The organism is Microseira wollei NIES-4236 (genome assembly GCF_020521235.1).
Lineage (GTDB): Bacteria > Cyanobacteriota > Cyanobacteriia > Cyanobacteriales > Aerosakkonemataceae > Microseira > Microseira wollei.
Genome location: NZ_BLAY01000024.1, coordinates 39725 through 58359 on the forward strand (window position 1 = coordinate 39725; position 18635 = coordinate 58359).

Annotated in this window: 17 protein-coding genes and 1 pseudogene; 8 read left to right on the plus strand and 10 right to left on the minus strand. The window is 43.5% G+C overall.

The features are described 5' to 3' along the window. Positions 1–21: 21 nt before the first annotated feature. The gene (locus tag MiSe_RS10035; protein ID WP_226578284.1) at positions 22–696 is read left to right on the plus strand and encodes a response regulator transcription factor; all 675 of its coding nucleotides are present in this window, start codon (positions 22–24) and stop codon (positions 694–696) included. Positions 697–725: 29 nt separating this feature from the next. Further along, positions 726–1961, plus strand: a complete 1236-nt coding sequence (locus MiSe_RS10040) for a HAMP domain-containing sensor histidine kinase (RefSeq protein WP_444980478.1) — start codon at positions 726–728, stop codon at positions 1959–1961. Between the two features lie 357 nt (positions 1962–2318). Here the strand turns inward: MiSe_RS10040 and MiSe_RS10045 are convergent, their stop codons facing one another. From MiSe_RS10045 to MiSe_RS10060, 4 genes are all read right to left on the minus strand, one after another. After that, entirely contained in the window at positions 2319–3593 is a 1275-nt protein-coding gene (locus tag MiSe_RS10045; protein WP_226578287.1) for a proton extrusion protein PcxA, read from the minus strand. Positions 3594–3684: 91 nt separating this feature from the next. Then, a complete protein-coding gene (locus MiSe_RS10050) occupies positions 3685–4353 on the minus strand; it encodes a carbonic anhydrase (protein ID WP_373872772.1) in 669 nt (222 codons plus the stop codon). Between the two features lie 182 nt (positions 4354–4535). Then, positions 4536–4829, minus strand: a complete 294-nt coding sequence (locus tag MiSe_RS10055; protein ID WP_226578289.1) for a P-II family nitrogen regulator — start codon at positions 4827–4829, stop codon at positions 4536–4538. 4 nt (positions 4830–4833) lie between these two features. Then, positions 4834–5805: a sodium-dependent bicarbonate transport family permease gene (locus tag MiSe_RS10060; protein WP_226578291.1), complete on the minus strand. Its 972-nt coding sequence runs from the start codon at positions 5803–5805 to the stop codon at positions 4834–4836. A 157-nt stretch (positions 5806–5962) separates the two neighbouring features. Between MiSe_RS10060 and MiSe_RS10065 the strand changes: the two genes are divergently transcribed. The 5 genes and pseudogenes from MiSe_RS10065 (at position 5963) to MiSe_RS10085 (ending at position 10988) form a co-directional block, all read left to right on the plus strand. Beyond that, the gene (locus MiSe_RS10065) at positions 5963–7954 is read left to right on the plus strand and encodes a gamma-glutamyltransferase family protein (protein WP_226578293.1); all 1992 of its coding nucleotides are present in this window, start codon (positions 5963–5965) and stop codon (positions 7952–7954) included. A 347-nt stretch (positions 7955–8301) separates the two neighbouring features. Then, positions 8302–8805, plus strand: coding sequence for a calcium-binding protein (locus MiSe_RS10070; protein WP_226578296.1), 504 nt, complete (start codon positions 8302–8304; stop codon positions 8803–8805). 53 nt (positions 8806–8858) lie between these two features. Next, positions 8859–9944, plus strand: a complete 1086-nt coding sequence (locus MiSe_RS10075) for an RNA-guided endonuclease InsQ/TnpB family protein (RefSeq protein ID WP_226578298.1) — start codon at positions 8859–8861, stop codon at positions 9942–9944. Positions 9945–10211: 267 nt separating this feature from the next. Continuing rightward, positions 10212–10334: pseudogene (locus MiSe_RS54440) on the plus strand (hypothetical protein); the annotation flags it as partial. A gap of 45 nt (positions 10335–10379) precedes the next feature. Next, on the plus strand, positions 10380–10988 hold the full coding sequence (locus MiSe_RS10085; protein ID WP_226578351.1) for a calcium-binding protein: 609 nt from the start codon (positions 10380–10382) through the stop codon (positions 10986–10988). A gap of 81 nt (positions 10989–11069) precedes the next feature. Here the strand turns inward: MiSe_RS10085 and MiSe_RS10090 are convergent, their stop codons facing one another. Beyond that, positions 11070–12671 (minus strand): hypothetical protein, encoded by a 1602-nt coding sequence (locus tag MiSe_RS10090; RefSeq protein WP_226578301.1) that lies wholly within the window; start codon positions 12669–12671, stop codon positions 11070–11072. 182 nt (positions 12672–12853) lie between these two features. Next, a complete protein-coding gene (locus MiSe_RS10095; RefSeq protein WP_226578304.1) occupies positions 12854–13831 on the minus strand; it encodes a glycosyltransferase family 2 protein in 978 nt (325 codons plus the stop codon). Between MiSe_RS10095 and MiSe_RS10100 the strand changes: the two genes are divergently transcribed. Continuing rightward, a complete protein-coding gene (locus MiSe_RS10100; RefSeq protein ID WP_226578307.1) occupies positions 13825–14148 on the plus strand; it encodes a hypothetical protein in 324 nt (107 codons plus the stop codon). The genes MiSe_RS10095 and MiSe_RS10100 overlap by 7 nt on opposite strands. Positions 14149–14582: 434 nt before the next feature. Here MiSe_RS10100 and MiSe_RS10105 read toward each other — a convergent pair whose 3' ends face one another. Genes MiSe_RS10105 through MiSe_RS10120 form a run of 4 tightly spaced genes read right to left on the minus strand, consistent with a single transcriptional unit; the run spans position 14583 to position 18559 of the window. Beyond that, positions 14583–15395: a DUF6817 domain-containing protein gene (locus MiSe_RS10105; protein ID WP_226578310.1), complete on the minus strand. Its 813-nt coding sequence runs from the start codon at positions 15393–15395 to the stop codon at positions 14583–14585. A gap of 41 nt (positions 15396–15436) precedes the next feature. Next, positions 15437–16714 carry an ABC transporter ATP-binding protein gene (locus tag MiSe_RS10110; protein WP_444980479.1) on the minus strand — a complete coding sequence of 426 codons (1278 nt, stop codon included), beginning with the start codon at positions 16712–16714 and terminating at the stop codon, positions 15437–15439. Continuing rightward, the gene (locus MiSe_RS10115; RefSeq protein WP_226578317.1) at positions 16714–17562 is read right to left on the minus strand and encodes an ABC transporter permease; all 849 of its coding nucleotides are present in this window, start codon (positions 17560–17562) and stop codon (positions 16714–16716) included. The genes MiSe_RS10110 and MiSe_RS10115 overlap by 1 nt, the downstream gene beginning before the upstream one ends. 40 nt (positions 17563–17602) lie before the next feature. After that, the gene (locus MiSe_RS10120) at positions 17603–18559 is read right to left on the minus strand and encodes a glycosyltransferase family 10 domain-containing protein (RefSeq protein ID WP_226578319.1); all 957 of its coding nucleotides are present in this window, start codon (positions 18557–18559) and stop codon (positions 17603–17605) included. Positions 18560–18635: the final 76 nt, after the last annotated feature.

Sequence of the window (18635 nt, forward strand, 5' to 3'; positions counted from 1 at the left end):
ATTACCGATTACCCATTGCCTATGAGAATCTTGATAGTAGAAGACGATGACCGAATTGCCAAACCCTTAGCGGAAGATTTAAAGTATCAGCATCACGTCGTAGATATAGCAGCAGATGGCATCAAGGGATGGGAGTATGCCGAGGCCGCGAATTACGATATCATTTTGTTAGATTTGATGTTGCCTAAATTAGATGGAATTACCCTGTGCAAGCGTTTGCGCGCCCAAAAAATCAACGCTTTAATATTAATGCTAACAGCGCGAGATACAACGGGTGATAAAGTAATTGGACTTGATGCGGGGGCAGATGATTATTTAGTCAAGCCGTTTGATTTAGAAGAATTATCAGCCAGAATTAGAGCTTTATCTCGCAGAGTTCCAGAAATCAAACCTCCGATTTTAAGCTATGGGTATTTAGAACTCGACCCCAGCACGCACCAGGTGACTTATGGGGGAAAAAACTTGTCATTAACTCCCAAAGAGTATATGATAATAGAATGCTTTTTAAGAAAGCCAAATCAAGTTATAGCTCGCTCGGAAATTCTCAATAAACTGTGGGAGATTGATAAATTATCTGGGGAAGAAACAGTCAAAACGCACTTGACAAACTTAAGGAAAAAGTTAAGAGCAGCCGGAAGTCCAGAAGACTTTATCAAAACAGTATACGGGGTTGGTTATTGTCTGTCGAGCAATTGAGGGAAACTTACGCCAAATTACAGAAAATAGTGTTTCAGAGAACTCAGTATTATTTGCTGTTATCTTACCTTGTAGTATTTGCATCGATTCTCGGAACATTTGCCATTGCAGTGCGGGTGAACTTCGCTCGCAGTTTAAGCCAACAAATGAATGAAAAATTAATGGCTTTAGCAGAAGGTGCGGCGGTTAATGCCGAGATTAATTTTGGTCATTTAAAAATCAAAAACAAGGTAGAATCAAAAGATTTAATCATGCGCCATCAAGCCTTGCAGTGGTTTGATGCTAAAGGTCGCTTAATCGCGCAACAAGGAAAAACGGTTTTAACTTCGCCGATTTTAACCCATCAAACCGTACAAATGGAAACCGTTGGTAAAGTTCGCATCCAAGGCGTGACTGTACCGCTGATTAGCAGCGATGAAAAAAAATTGGTCGGGTATGTGAGAGCGAGTCAATCTTTAGAAGAATTAGATGCAACGCAAGAGAAATTAGACTGGGGGTTAGGCGGTGGAATTATTGTGGCGTTGGTGTTGAGTGGAGTGGGTGGAATTTGGCTGACGAGACAAGCAATGAAGCCAATTGAAGAGAGTTTTCAAAGACTAAAACAGTTTACTGCGGATGCTTCCCACGAACTGCGATCGCCTCTAATGGCTATTAAAAGCAATGCAGCGGTAGCGCTGAAATATCCTGAAGGAATGCGACAGGGGGATCGAGAGAAATTTAGCGCGATCGCATCCGCCACCAATCAAATGTCTCGCCTCACCGAAGACCTACTATTTTTAGCACGCACCGACACAGTTCCCAATCGCAATTGGGAGCGGGTTAAATTAACCGAAATTTTGACAAATTTGGTGCAATTGCATAAACCGCAAGCAGAAGCCAAACAAATCGATTTAAAAATTAGTTTCAGTGAAAATTTGTACTTGCAAGGCGATGCAGTTCAACTCGTGCGATTGTTTAGCAATTTGATTGAAAATGCACTTCACTATACGGAATCGGGGGGTGTAGTTGAAATCAAAGCCAAGCGCGTTGGTTCGCAACTTTCTGTCAAAATTGAAGATACGGGTGTGGGAATTGCACCAGAACATCTCGAACGGGTATTTGAGCGGTTTTGGCGTGCGGAGAAATCGCGATCTTACTGGAATGGGGGATCGGGATTGGGGTTAGCTATTGCTTGTGCGATCGCCCAAAATCACGGCGGTACAATTACCGTCACCAGCGAATTAGGAATTGGCAGTTGTTTCCAAGTCCGCCTACCAGCAAAGTAGGTTGGGTTTCGTCCCGGCTACCGTGAGTATAAACTGAACGCGGGGCGGGCGGGACGCCCACCCCACAAGAATTTCAGATCTCTGGTGGGGTGGGCAGATTCGCCCGCCCCAGGCGCCCACCCCACCAGAATTTCACATCTCTGGTGGGGTGGGCAGATTCGCCCGCCCCAGGCGGGAGCATGTCAACTTTGTAGCCGACACCCGCGCATGGTGTCGCTACACAAACAAAGCCTGCGAAGACAGGCTTTAAAAGCTTTAGCCCGCTAAAGCGGGCTTCGTTTGTATAGCCGCACCCTTCAGGGTGTTGGTGCAGATTTGCATTCCTGACATGCTCCCGCCCCACGCTTACATAGCAGATTACTCATTCATATTTCTCAGCGTCGCCACCGCTGAAGGAGAAATCCGACTCAAATAGCGGAATATCCAATACTTAAACACCTTATCTAAAAACACCGGAACCGTTGCAATAAATAGGGATATCGCACTTTTATTTGCCGCAATTCCCAAATGATTCGCCAATCCTTCCAGCACAACTTCCCAGCCATGGGGTGAGTGGAATCCCACAAAGACATCGGTAAACAAAATAATAATAAAAGCCTTAGCGCTGTCGCTCAAACCATACACAATGTCATCAATAAAAGACTTCAAAGCGATGATTCCTTTTTGGTTCGTCACGATGACCGCAGCCAAAGCACCAAGCGCCAGCAAATCTGCAAAAATATTGCCGATTGCGTCGCGACTTTTATGCTGGAATTCTTCAGCAATTTCTTTCGCCTTTTCCCTCACTCGCTCTGACAGTACTTCCGGAGCAATTTGAGGACTCCCCTTAATTAAACTATCAAACTTAAGTTCTTCTTCAAAACTTTGCAACTCCCGCAGCGCTTCTTCTTTCATTTCGCTATTGATAAAAATGGGAACTTCACTTTCACCTCGGAAACGTTCCACCAGCAAACTAACTAGAAATTGTTTGGAAACCTGCTGCGTTAAGACAGGAACAATAATTAAAATGATGACAAACCCAATCGCCGTTTTGGTTTTCCGGCTTGAGTTACGAAACTTTTTAACAACTTCTTCCTCAGACTTCGGGTTTAGTTCGGTTTTGATTCTACTAATCGTTCTCCCGATCGACCTTGGAAATACTCCTGTTTTATCAGAGATGCCATCAACTTTATTGTTTTCTGGATCTGACTCATCGTCTGCTAATTTTTGTTCTACGAGTTGCACGGCATTAGAAAATGGCACTAACGCCTTAGAACTACTCTTGTCAGACTCGTACTTAGCTAGCACCTCATCGATGAAAGCTAGCTTTTCTAAAATAACCGGATTGGCGGTGCTAATAACTAAACGACTCGCCTTATATTCGGCAATTCTTAGCTTGGCATTATTTAAATTTTTGGCAAGCTGCTCTTGCCAATAATCCATCACATTTTCACCGTAATCAACTGAATCGGCAGATATTTTATTGCCACCAAAGTGTTCCTCTTCGATCGACTTAATTCTCAATGCTGCCTTGTATGCTTGCTCGATCGCTCGCTCTGGTGTTTGCAAAAACCATTGGTAACTAGAGGACAATGAGCCATTGACTTTATTTGGTGCATCATCGGTGGTTTTATTAGAAAAAGAAGCTTTCATGACCAATTTTCAAATGAACCGTAATTTGTTTTTAGGATTTGGCAGGTTATGCCTTGCGTAAGGGCGACAAGGCATAACCTTGCGTTTATGTTCAGTGCAATGCAGCCAAAGGATTTGGCACGGGGAATGGCCCTTTTTCCAGGGGGGTAAATTTCGCTACATCGGCATTGTAAGCTAAAATTTCTCCCGTTTCAATCTCGTAAATCCAGGCATGAAGATTAAGTTCACCACTATGCATTTTAGAACGAATGACTGGATAAGTCTCCAGATTTTCGATCTGAGTCAAAATATTTTGCTCGATGGTGAGCTTCAAAAGTTTTTCCGGGTCGTAATCTTTGTAGTTGTCCTTGACCAAGCGGCGGGTAGCCTCTGCATAACACTTCAACCAATCATAAACCAAAGGCATCTCTTCCGAAAGTTTGTTCAGTTGCAACAATCCTTTCATCGCACCGCAGTGGGTATGACCGCAGATAATAATCTCCTTGATACCCAAAGCGTACACGGCATATTCAATCCCAGCGCCTTCACCACTATTGAGTCCGCCGTAGGGAGGAATGATATTTCCCACATTGCGAATGATAAATAGTTCACCAGGCTGAGTTTGTGTGAGCAAATTCGGGTCAATTCGCGAGTCAGAACAAGTGATGAAGAGTACATCAGGCGCTTGACCGTGAGTTAGTTGCTCAAACAACTCTCGGTGGGTGCTGAAATAGTTGTCATGGAACTCATTCAAACCTTGAATTAAGCGTTTCATTGGCATGGGTAATCACTCCTCCTTAGCATTAAGGTTGAGTTGGCAAGTTCATACTCCTGAATAGAGTATTCCCAGTCGGGGGGGATGAATAACACCTCTGCTGCAAAATCTGGAATTTAGAAACCCGGTTTCTTTATGGGCAAGATTTTTACAAGACACCGGGTTTCTTTACGGACTGCAAAATCCGCCTAATGTTCGATCCACTTGGCATCGGAAACCAGACAGACACCGCCATATTTTTTGAGAATGGGTCTGATGGCTTCTACTAATTGATGCTCTTGCTCTTCCGTGCAAACACTGAGGACGTACCCGTTGGTGAGTGCTTCGGTTTCTAGATCGTCGAGTACTTCGCCACGGTCACCTTTCCCTGTCACGTCTTTGACGATCGTGTAACCAGAAACACCGACCTTTTCTAGAATATCCAGAACTTTTCCCAGTTCTAAAGTATTCGTGATGATTTCAACTTTTTTCACCCGTTCCATGTTGTTAAAATCCGATTGTCTTGATGATGTTGAGATACAAAGGAATTCCCACGATGATGTTAAAGGGGAAGGTAATTCCTAGTGCGGTGGAAACGTACAAACTGGGATTCGCTTCGGGGACGGACATTCTCATTGCAGCGGGAACGGCAATATAAGAAGCACTCGCGCACAAAACCGCAAATAACAGCGCATTTCCGACTGACATGCCGATAATTTTTGCAATTACAATGCCGAGAATTGCATTGGCTACCGGGATAAATACTGCAAAGCTGATTAAGAAAGAACCTGTTCTGCCAACATCTTTCAGTCTTCTGGCAGCAACCATTCCCATGTCTAGCAGGAAGAAAGACAAGAAGCCGTAAAACATTTCTTGGGTAAAAAAGTGCAATTTTTCCCAGCCTTTTGCTCCAGTCATAATGCCGATAATGACACTACCAATTAAGAGAAAAACTGAGCCATTGAGGAAAGCTTCTCGCAAAACTTCGCCCCAAGAAAATTCTTTTTCTTCCTGACTTTTAGCAAACATCCTCACCAGGATAATTCCCACAATAATCGCTGGAGATTCCATCAGTGCCAGCGCGGCGACCATGTGACCGCTGAAGGTAATGTTAAGTTGCTCTAGAAAAGAACTGGCTGTGATAAATGTGACGGCGCTGATCGAGCCGTAAGTGGCTGCGATCGCTGCGGCATTGTAAGTATCGAGTTTGATTTTCAGGATGAAGAAAGTGTAAATCGGGACAGCGGTAGCCATGAAAATCGCTGCCAACAAAGTTAGCGCAATTTCCGGATTAATCCCGCTTTCTTCAATTTCATATCCTCCCTTAAACCCGATGGCAAGCAGAAGATAAAGCGAGAATAGTTTGGGCAAAGGTTGCGGAATTTCCAAATCCGATTTCAGCAGAATTGCCAATATCCCCAGAAAGAAGAAAAGCACTGGCGGATTCAGGATATTGGACAAAATCAGGCTGGCATTCATACTCTCGGTTCCTCCTCACGTTGGTAGATGGGGAATTTGGGCATAGGTTGTTTGCGAACAAACGCTTCAACGATTGATAAGTAGTTTCACTTTAGGTTACAAAAGTAAAGAAATCGGAAAGATTGACGGGTGTCGGGGGGATCGCTTAAAAAAATCAATGAATATAAACAAGGAACAACTGAAATTGAAACAATGGCGCATTTTCGACAGAAGCACCGGGCTTTCGCTGCTTTTACTGCATCTTTGCTTCTCTATCTCGCTGTTATGGCCTCATAAACCCGCATCTGCTGCCTTTATCCAGCCCCAGCGCAGTAAAAAAGGCATGGTCGTTTCCGCCCATCCCCTAGCAAGCGAGGCGGGACTTGCCATCCTGAAAAAGGGCGGAAATGCCGTAGATGCAGCCGTTGCAACCGCTTTTGCAATTTCCGTCGTCGAACCTTTTTCCGCAGGCATCGGCGGCGGAGGGTTTTTGCTGTTGCATTTGGCACAAACCGGGGAAATGAAAGCGCTTGACTTTCGCGAACGCGCCCCCTTGCGGGCAACGCGGGATATGTATCTAGACTCACAAGGCAAGGTGCGTCCGAATGCAAGTGTAAATGGTTACTTGGCAGTCGCAGTTCCCGGTACCGTTGCGGGACTTGCCGAAGTGCATCGTCGCTATGGCAAGTTGCCTTGGCGAGAAGTAGTTGCACCCGCTATTCGCCTCGCCGATGAGGGATTTATTGTCAGTCCCGTGCGTACTTGGCGGTTCAGTCAAATATCGGAAACCCGCACAAATATTATTTTGAATAATCCGGCGGCGCGGCAAATTTTCGCGCCCAACGGAGTATTATTTGGGTTGGGCGATCGCTTAATCCAGCGAGATTTGGCGATGACGTTACGCGCGATCGCGCAAAACCCCCAATCTTTTTACACTGGCAATATCGCCCGCACAATTGCCGAAGACATGGCAAGAAACGGCGGTTTAATTACCCTCGAAGACCTTAAATCTTACCAACCAACTTGGCGCGAACCTTTATGCGGCACTTTCCGCGTTTATCAGATTTGTTCCATGCCGCCGCCTTCTTCTGGAGGCGTTTTGCTATTAGAAATGCTGAATATTATCGGCGATACCGATATAAAATCCAAGGGATGGAATCACCCGGACACGCTGCATTTCTTAGCAGAAAACATGAAAATTGCCTATGCAGATCGCTCCGTACATTTAGGCGATCCGGATTTTGTTGACGTGCCAGTTGCAGCACTTACCAGTCGCGCCTATGCCGCAAAAAGACGTCAGGAAATATCCATGCAACGCGCACGTCCTGCTAGCGAAATTAAACCAATAAGTAGGGATATCTTGCAGCGTTTTGTTAGTTTTATTGACATGTCCTGGGATCGGGCAGGCAGGATGCCTACCCCACAAGACCCTTCATCTATGATTGTGGGACAGGCATCTTGTATTGTGGGACAGGCATCTTGTATTGTGGGACAGGCATCTTGTATTGTGGGACAGGCATCTTGTATTGTGGGATGGGCATCTTGTATTGTGGGATGGGCATCTTGCCCGTCCTTGATGTCCAGAGAATCACCCGATACCAGTCATTTAACCGTAGTAGATGAACAAAGAAATACAGTAAGTCTTACTTTTACGATTAACACGGGTTTTGGTGCAGGTGTAGTTGTGCCGGGAACGGGTATTTTATTAAACAATGAAATGGATGATTTTGCTATTGCACCCGGTGTCCCCAATTTATTTGGTTTAGTAGGTGGAGATGCAAATGCGATCGCACCCCGCAAAATCCCCTTATCCAGCATGTCTCCCACTATCGTCACCGAAAATAATCGCCTGCGTTTGGCGACGGGTTCCCCTGGCGGCAGTACAATTATTACCACCGTTTTGCAAATTATCCTCAACGTCTTGGTCTACGATATGGACGCCGGTGCTGCCGTTTCTGCCTCGCGCATTCATCATCAATGGTCGCCCGATAAACTGCGCGTAGAACCCTTTGGTTTAGATGCCCTTACTTTGGCAGAATTGCGCCGCCGAGGACATCAAATTGAGCAACAAAATCCTTGGGGAAATGCGAATGCGATATCCCAAACTTCTGACGGATGGTTAGAAGGTGCTGCCGATCCTCGCGGCGAAGGTGCTGCTAAAGGTTTTTAACCCACATTCCGCACCCTGGGGTGTCACACAGGATAATTACTCAGAAAACTCTATTTTTCAAGTTATAAATTATGCCTTTTTTTATTCCGTTTATCTCCGGGATAAAAGTATAATTTATAGCTTGATTAATAGGTAAAAACCGATAGGGAAAGTTGAGGGGGCGGAATGTGGGTTTTAACGGAAAAAATTTATCCTAAAGCTCACGGTTAAACCTTTATGTTTAGTTAGATTTAGAACATTAAAATTGTGTAAAAAATTGCCAAAATGGTCAGAAAAATAACTCTAAATATTAGAGAATTAAAAAGGAAATTGAAAATCCAGTTAAATCAAAGAAAATGTCATAAATTATGGCTATTTTAACAGGCGATCGCTTCAATAACTACCTGATTGGTACTGACGAAAATGACCTGATATCAGGCTATGCAGGCAATGACACCCTCAATGGCGGGTTGGGGGATGACACCCTCAATGGTGGGACTGGCGATGATAGCCTCGATGGGGGGTTTGGCAGCGACTACCTTGATGGCGGGGCTGGCAATGACTACCTCGATGGCGGATCTGGCCCCCCAATGGAAAAAAATACCCTCATAGGCGGGTCTGGTAACGACACTCTCAAAGCCGCGAGCAACAACGATAACCTCCTGGAAGGCGGGACGGGCAATGACGTCCTCTATGGCGGGGGCTTGTACCGCAACGACACCCTCAGAGGCGGCGCTGGCGATGACTTGCTCAATAGCGGTGGCAGGCGCGAAGGGTTTGGCTATGGCAGCAACATCCTCGATGGCGGAGCCGGTAATGATACCCTCCTGGGAGATTATGGTGACATCCTATATGGGGGTAAGGAACTGTAACTAAATATCTGATCAATTATTATCATTTCTTCTGGTATGAGGAGGTATCTGAAGTGCTGTTAGGGTTCAAAACCGAATTGAAACTAAATAACCAACAGCGCACAGCATTAATCAAACATTGTGGAGTAGCTCGCCATGCCTGGAATTGGGGGTTGTGGCTGACCAAAAACATCCTTGACCACAACCAGAACCATCCAGATGAGAAACTGAAATTTCCCAGTGCGATTGACCTGCATAAATTGTTAGTAGCGCTGGTAAAATCAGAAAATCCCTGGTACTATGAATGCAGCAAATCTACGCCACAACAGTCATTGATGGCATTGCGTGAAGCTTGGAAAGATTGTTTCAATAAAAAGAAAGGAACGCCCAAATTCAAAAAGAAAGGTCAAAAAGATTCTTTTACGTTAGAAGGCCCGGTCAAAATCTTGGGGAACAATAAAATCCAAGTCCCTGTGATTGGTGTTCTCAAGACTTACGAATACCTGCCACAGTTGCTAACTAAGTCAGCAACAATAAGTCGTCAAGCTGACAGATGGTTTATCAGTTTTCGATTTGATGTAGAACCACAAAAATCAGCCCAGAAAAGTATTGTAGGCGTTGACCTCGGAATTAAGAACCAGGCAACTCTCTCAACAGGTGAAGTTGTTCCAGGTGCTAAGTCCTATAAAAAATACTCTTCAAAGTTGTCCAGGATGCAATGGTTGCACCGTCATAAAGTCATCGGTTCTGCCAATTGGAAGAAAGCACAAGTGCAAATTGCTAGGCTCCATAGGAAGATTGCCAACATTCGCTTTGATACGTTGCACAAACTCACAACTCTACTGGCTAAAAACCACGGCACTGTAGTAATTGAAGATCTAAATGTATCTGGCATGATGGCAAACCACAAGCTAGCCAAAGCTATTGCTGATATGGGGTTCTTTGAGTTCAGAAGGCAGTTAACTTATAAGTGCGAACTATATGGCTCAAAACTGGTTGTTGTCGATCGGTGGTTTCCCTCTAGTAAGAATTGCTCCAACTGTGGAACCAAGAAAGAAATGCTCTCCCTTAGTGAAAGAGTGTTTCAGTGCGAAGATTGCGGTTTCGTAATTGACCGCGATTTGAACGCAGCAATTAATCTGTCAAGAGTCGTCAGTTAGACGATGCTAGCCTGTGGACTGGTGAGTGCCGACACCGCCAGGATGAAACAGGAAGTAAACGATACTCAAAGCCTAATTGCATAGCTTTGATAAGTGGTGATGAGGTTTGAGTAGGTTTTATGTAACGGAAGCGGCAATGATTACCTTTCTGCCTTCGCTGTTGGCTGGTCTGGCTATGGTGGAACGGGGGATGACACCCTTAGCAGTTGGTGGTCTGGTGCCCCTGACCACCTCTATGGTGAAGCTGGCAACGATAATCTTTATAGCGGGGCTGGCGATGATACCCTCGATGGCGGGTCTGGTAATGACACCCTCGATGGCGGGGATTACTTTGTCTACGGTCGGTATGGACTTTATACCGGGGGAGGTAATGACAGACTCTATGGTGGAGACGGCGATGACCTGATCCGTGGTGGGCGAAGCTTTACCCTCGACATTGGCCTCAGGGATGCACAAGATAATGACACCCTCGAAGGGGGTTCTGGCAACGATACCCTCTATGGTGAAGAAGACGACGACCTCCTGACTGGCGGAAACGGAAATGACCTCCTCTACGGTGGGGGAGACAATGACGTCGTGCAAATTTACCAAAGTTGGACTCAAGTTCTAGACCGCAATGACACTATTGAGGGTGGGTTTGGCAATGATACCCTCGTAGGTGGAGCTGGTAATGACCTGCTCACCGGAAATCAAGGTGCTGATACTTTCCTCTACAAAACCAGCAAAACTTTCGACACACAAGAGATTGGCATCGATACCATCACTGACTTTAAAGCAGGTACAGACAAAATTGTTCTGAGCAAAACAACCTTTAGTGCGCTTACCAGTGCCGTAGGTGGTTCGATCAACGCTAATGAGTTTGCAGTTGTGGCTGATGACATTGCTGCTGCTGTCAGCAATGCTTTCATCACCTACAGCACTGGCAGTGGCAAGTTATTCTACAACCAAAATGGCGCTGCTGAGGGTTTGGGAAACGGCGCTCAGTTTGCCTTCCTGCAAGGCATCCCGCCATTAAGTGCTACAGATATCGCGCTGATTGCCTAGTGAGCTACCAAGCCCCTTTTGGCGGGTTCAACAAACCCGGTTTTTCTAAAAAACCGGGTTTCTTGAACCCCCCCCGTCCCCCTAATTGTTAACCGGCTTTTTCTCTATCAGGTACAAATAGTAAGTCTCGTCAGGAACAATACTCTGACTAGATTTGAACAGAAAAGAAATGTTCAGGTCGTTTCTTTTAACCTTCAGCTTGTAATTTAAAATTAGTAAAGCCTTATTGTTCTGCTTTATCAGGCGTTCGACCCGCTCAAGAACTTCTCTTTGCTTGGGCAATTTTCGGTTTCTCCATACAATAAAACTGCCAAGCTTATCGCTTTCAAGATAATAAATTTGACGATTTAAAAACCCGGCAACTGGCGCGGCTGCATAATCCCGACTTCCCACTAATACATAATCTTTTACCCCTGTTCGATCGATATAATTTGCCACTGCTTTACTCCCAGAGAATGTATAATTCAAATCCATAGAAAAGGCAAACAATCCAGCGATAACATGAGCGAATAAAATTACACTTAAATAAACATTTTTAGACCGCTCTACTAAATTTAACGTTGCCAGTATTTTTTGACTCGATTTTAATTTTTCGATTAACAAGTCTGATTTGATATAAAAGCTTGAAATCCAAAGAAAAGCTAAAAATAGGAAAAATAACTGTCCGTGATGTCTTAAAGAACCTAGAAACTTTGTATAACTAAAAACCAGAAATCCACAAGTTCCGGATAAATACAGAAACAGGACAATCGGCTTCCGAATAAACAGCGCCGCCGAATATAACAGTATAATTATGGTAAGTGAAATTGCACATATTCTGGCAATTGAATCGCCATTTATCAAAATATTAGTATTCCAAAATTGATAATGAAAAAAGTTTGGTATGGGAATATAGCTTCGCCAAATTGTTAAGATGGTTGCGAATAAGCGGTTATTCAATAATGGGAATGCAGCCCAATCTTCAAGTCTGATAACATCATTTTTTAAATCTGCATCATCGGGTGGTATAATTTGAAAAATCGCCATTAAAATCCCCAAACATACTATGGCTAAGCTAACGAGCGCATTCCATTTTTTAGTTTTAAATAATGTTCTTATATCCGGATCTAAAAACCCATCTAAAACTAATGTCATTGCCAACACATGAGCAATTATCAACCCATAAGCATGGGTATTAGCTAGTAAAGCCAAAATAACAGACAGGGGAAAATAACTGCGATTGCGCGTTGGATATAACGCACAGAACATAAAAATTAGTAAAATTCCCAAGCTATAACTTCTACTGATGATGCTGTACTCGTAAAAAGGAAAATATCCAAATGTAAATAATATTTTCTGGAAACGAGTAAAGGGAGAGAATTCGATAAAAATATAAATAACGCTGGTAGCTAGCAATAAATGAAATATTTGCATGGCTAGCGGATTATGCGTGAACCTGGTAATTAAATACAAACAGCTATGCCATAAAGCTGGATGTCCCTCATATCTCAAGTTATTGAATAAATCAATCATCGATGAACTATCTTTGGCGATTAGCCAAGATTGGAGTTCATCGCGCCACATTTCATGATGGAGAATGCCAATAAGTCCTAAACTAAAAAACAATAAAATTAGCCAGTTTTTTAAGGCATTATTACTTTTAAAAGTCGAATTCCGATAATTATCTCTTTGGATAGTTGCCATGACGGCGCTTACTTCGGGTTGTCAAGGTTGCCGATCTATTATCTACCCTTTAGATAAAATACATCTGTAATTTAGGTATAAGTTAATACTTGTTTACAAAAATTAATACGTAATTATTCCGGATATGGGGAAGAAGGGGAAGAATTGTTTTTCATCTTCCCTATCTCTGATGACGAACCAGCTTACTTCCTCATCTCCCTCATTTGCCTGGTGGAAGTGAGTTTTGAGACTGCCTGTAATAAAGAAGTTCCGTCCTTCTCTCCCACTTCGGTCTGCCTCACCTGATTCCGTTCCCAGAAAAAGCCTGCTATATTTGCTACCTGCGACAGGAAGAGTAATGCCGCTAACAGGAGTCCTGGTTGACGCGAAGAATGGGAAAAGGGATATTTCAGTAAGTTGAAATAAAAGGACAGAGGTTCGACTTTAATCTGTTCTGATTTGCGTCGGGAACGCAATTGATGAAAGTGGAAGGCGCCGCGACCGTAGTTGAAATGTTGCCGCCAGAATGTTGTCAATGATAATTTGTGGGCGTGGTAAATTTGCGCTTCTTTTGCATAGCGCATCGGGTAACCATAGTAGAGTAAGCGATCGCATAACTCCCGGTCTTCCCCCGCCGCCAAAGGAAAGCTTGTATCAAAGCTGCCGCTCTGGCGAAAATATTTGGCAGGTAAGGCAAAGTTATTAGAAGCAAAAAAACGCGATCGCTCCGGGTCTGGATTAAAGTACTCGTAAAGATAATCGATCAGGATCTGACTTGCCGTTGAATACAAATTATCGGGAAGTGCGTTAAGTGTCAGACCGCCGATCGCGCAATCGGGCGTCGTGGTAAAGTAAGTTTCTAACACTTGCAACCAGTTAGAAGCAGGCGTGCAGTCGTCGTCGGTAAACGCTAAATACTTACCCCTCGCTGTCGCAGCACCCGCGTTTCGCGCCGATGCTGGACCTGCATTGGGTTGTCTGAGCAACGTTAGGTTAAGTGTATCTTGAAAGCGAGCAACTACATTCTCCAAAGGCGTTTTGCTGCCGTCGTCCACTACAATAACCTCAAAGCGATGCCAGGGATAATTCAACCGAGTCAGCGACTCCAGACAAGTAGTAAGGCGCTCTGGACGATTGTAGGTGGGGATAATAATTGAAAAGAAAAGTTGTTCTTGTGCCACGAGCGTTACCTCATAACTTATTTCAGCTTTCAGAAATCAGGACAGTCTTGACCCAAAATATTCTTCCTTTATCAGCAAAGCTTCAACAACCAATCCAGATAAATTTTTGGGATAGGTTTGATGTTTTAGCTCCTTCTAACAAATTTTCAGACGTTCGGCATCCCTATCAACCCAAGTCTTGTCATCAGCAATTTTTTGGCGGAATGATTTACATCTTTTTTCTCTCTCTGGGAACTTTACCCAGCATTTCTGATCAATTAGATGCACCGGGAACCTTTATCATTCGATTGTTTATTCTAGCGTTTGAGCGAGCGTAATTTGTATATATTGCTTAGCAAATCACCCTTAAGATAGAGATTATTTTTCTCTGATAAAACTTGCCCAACAGCAGAATCACGAGCGCGAGCGCTTATAATTCTTCAAGCGATTGGGCCACTCGATAAAATTAGCAATTTGCTCTTCCGGATTGTATTAACTCAAGTTGCTAGTTATCTCTCGAAGAGCGGCTAATGGCGTTCCCAGGCAGTCGCCTCGTTCCCAGGCTCATGCCTCGTTCCCAGGCATGAGCCTGGGAACGAGGCGAATCAGTAAAAATCCTATATTAGCAATTAGCAATTAGCAATTAGCAACGCCCTTGTTTATAACTAGCAACAAGCGTTATTAATGATTACGATTGAGTAAAAAAGCTGTTTTTGTGCCATAAAAACTTACCTTTGTTTTCAGTCGGTAATTTTGTAGTTTTTTTGAGGGATTACTGAATCTCAGCCTGGGTTGCGATATCACGACCAGACCGCCAATTACCAAGTCGGTAAGCGATGGCAGACCGCCAATAATTGAGTTGAACAAATAGCCACTTCAACAAGGCTACTGATGGTCGTATCCGGTACGAATTAGGCACAATCGTATAGGATGAATTGTAGCCGCTTTGATTGCGAATTTCTGGCGGAAGTTCAGCGGCAACGGTTTCGTTAAACGCCGTTTCTATTTCTAAAGCTAAACTAGGAAAACCTAGTTTTTCTGCCATTTTTACAATCAGAGCGCCGCTATGGTTAATGTATCTTTGATACTTGACATCTCCACAATAAATGATGCCTAGATCCAGATATTCCTCTAGTTCATTTGCCAAGCGTATTAACAGAACATCGCGGTCAATTGCATCAAGGGAATTTATGCGATCGCAGATATCAGGAATCGTCTGTTCGTTCCACTGCATAGCCGTGTATCTGGCAATATATCCCTCAATTTCCTCACCAACGACATCTCTGACTTGCTTGCGTTTGGTCTGGGAAATTCCCTTTCTTCCGTCTCCAAAGTCACCATTGACATAAGCAGCATGTAAAAGACTCGCCGCCACTACATTTGCAGGCAGATGAAGCGAACCCAGGATGCTTGCCGTACCTACCAAATGAGCAATAAATGTTTTGCCAGAAGCTCGAAAGCTGCCTGTAAATAGGCGCATAGTTAACTGATAAGCCTTAAAGATACAGCTTAGATCGGGATTCGAGTAACCCTCGCGCCGTAGCTGGTTAAAAAGTTGGATGTTGGTTTGGGCATAATAGTGCATAATTCCGCTCTCAATTTGATTGAATGAAGCAAGGATTTAGGCTAATTTCGCATAATTTTCCACTTCCGTGGCTGATAAAATAAAGACTGATTGAGCGAGCGATCTGCTTTCACAGTAAATCTAAAAGATTCAACCGCATCAAAAGAGTAAGCTCCCTCTCTCATAATAACCTTAGCGTTGTAACGCCCCGGTTTTAAGCAACAGTAAGGCATGTATAATTGTATTTCTACTTTTTCCCCAGTAAACACTTCTAAACACTCATTGTCGCTGGCGGAAGTGAGATACAAAACCCGCTCGTTTTCTCCAGACAAATCGGTAATCGTTAAACATAAATTAGCATTATTAATCTGATGATGAGCTTTGCATCCTACACAGAAGTAAGATGGTTCGCCACTTGTGAGTGCTTCGGTTATATTTCCTTGCCGATCTTTCAAGCTAATAGAAACAATATCCAACCCTAAACTTTCACTCTTATTTTTTTCGGGATAGTACGCATATCCTACAGATTTTTCTATCCCGTTTAAACATAAATCCTCTTCGTATTTCCGCACAACAGAATCAATGTCACCCGTCGCGAGTAGCTTACCCTTTGAGAGGTAAAGCCCCATGTTACAAACGTTTAATATTGCCGGTGGATTATGAGAAACTAAAATAAAAGCTGTGCCGTTTTCGCGCAGTTTTGCCAGTCGGCGATGACATTTCATCCTAAATTTAATATCCCCAACCGCTAAAACTTCATCTATCAATAAAATATCGGGTTCGATATGAATGGCACAGGCAAAACCTAACCTGGCTGCCATCCCAGAGCTATAACTTTGAACGGGGGAATCAATCGCTTCCCAAATTTCGGCGAAATCTACCACATCATCAAATCTTTTTTTAATTTCTTGGGTTGATAGCCCTAAAATTGACATATTTGCATAAATATTTTCTCTTCCGGTTAAAATGGGATTAAACCCGGCTCCCAGTGCAATTAAAGGAGCCAAACTGCCCCTAACTTTTACCTTTCCAGTATCGGGTTTAATTAAACCGCTAATAATCCGCAGCAGGGTACTTTTCCCAGCGCCATTTGAGCCAACTAAACCCACTGCCTCGCCGCGCCGCAGTTGGAAATTAACATTTTTCAGCGCCCAAAACTCGCCGTTTCGCAAATTTTCGCTGTGGCGGCGTCCTCCTACCAATTCCGTCGCGATATCCTGGATGCCGTAAGCGAGCGATCGCTTCAAGTCCCGGCAAAACTTTTTAGACAGATTCTCAACCGAGATTACAACCTCGCTGTCGTCAGGTTTTCCTGCGGCGCTATCTTTCAACTCAGTCATCATGCGCTCACTCTCTCGATCGCATAAGGCATCGCCAGTCGGAATGCTATCCATGTTACCACCAAACCAAATATTGTAATGATACTCACTACCCAAAATCCCACCGGATTTGATATAACTCCCACAGTTGCTAACTCCCGCGTCGTCACCAACAAAGGCGTCACCGGATTCAGTTTAACCAGCAAGCCAAAAAGTCCTTCCCCCGATGGCATGGGATAAACAACTGGAGTCAAGAATAACCAAAAGCCTGTCACCATTGTTAAACCTTTTGACACATCTTGGTATAAAACTCCTAAAGGAGACAACAACATACCAATTAATGTTCCCAGCATAATTAAGTGAATTAAGGCCACAAAAGCTAATATTACCGTCCAACTGACTGGAATCCGAAACCAGATAAACAACCCCACAATTAAAATCAGTTTAATCGCGAAGTTAAATAACACCTCACCCACCTTTGCTAGAATAAGTGCCTCGCGGGGAAAATTCACTCTAGCTAACATTGGTTTTGCCACAATAACTGCCTGTACCGGGCCGTTGAGCGCTTCCACAAACGTCTGCCAAAGGGCAGTACTAAACATCACATAAGCGGGATAAGGTAAATCTGTGGCTCCCACATTAAAAATTTTGGCTTCACCCGCAAGGGTAAAACCTGCTGCCATTACAATCGGCGGTAAAAAAGCCCAGGCAAAACCCAAAAATGATTGACGGTATTGAGCGCTAATATCTCGCACCATGAGTCGCCAAGCGAGTTCGCGCGCAGCTAACAAATCTCGCCACATGAGTTTAAATAATTGGACGGGATGACGCAGGAGACTTTCGGGGGTGTAAATAACTTCAGGTGGCATATTTAACCGGGATTACAATTTTTTGGTAGCTTCTATTTGGTTAACCGACTATTTGTTCAAGTTTATTTATATTTTTTTGAAGGATATCTAAATCGAAGTTTTTGTCATAATACTTTTTAAGTTTCCGCTTTTCGTAAATTTTGTTAAACGTTTCAATGCAAAGATTCAAGCGATCGCAAAATTCATTATCGTCTATTTTTTCCACATATTCAAATAATTCCGCTGGTGTTTTAAGCTCAGCGTAGTCTATAAAACTATTTTTCGGAAATTCTTCGGAAATTTTGTGATTTTTTCCATGATATATAGGCAAACAGCCAGCATTTATGCTGTCCCAAATTTTTTCGCTACAATAATAATCAATATTAGTATTTTCAAAACACAAATTAAAATGATAATTTTCCAGTATTTCTAGCTTTCTTCTTCGCCAACCACTACCCCTCGACTGTTCTAGAGATATTTTATCAGGCCATCCTTCACCATAAATATCCACTTTATTTAACTTATATCCTTCGAGCGCTATCCTAGTTCTTAGGTAACATAGATCGAGTTCCTGGCCTTCTTTTTGCAAACTCCATCTGCGTCTGTTATTTCTATACAGCATTAAAGCAGCTATTTTCTTGCTTTTGAATCCCGAGAAATTTGTGGGGTCTAAAAGTTCCAAACGGCGCTCTACCACACGACCGTAGCGAGTGTAATTGTTGAGGTAAATGTCGCCTGTGTAAGCATTCATGATGTGTACGTCGGGTAGCCAGAAGCTACCGTTGATTTTATTCGTAAAGTGGGTATTAAATCTTGGTTCATGAGTCCAAACCAGGTATTTTTTTGCCTGGTATATGGTTCTAAATGGTAACAAACGCCTCAAATAAGAACTCACAAAAACATCGCATTCCTTGGGGTTGTTAGTAATAACAATTCCTTGGCTTTTCAAAAACTCAGCCGCTTGTTCTGTGGAAAAAGGGGTATAGGTCATTGGCTCTACTTTAAAGATTTTGATCATTTATCAAACCTCGACGCTAAGCTTTAAAGGATGGTCATCTAGAGGAAAATTCAATATCTAAATGACCCGGGTGGAA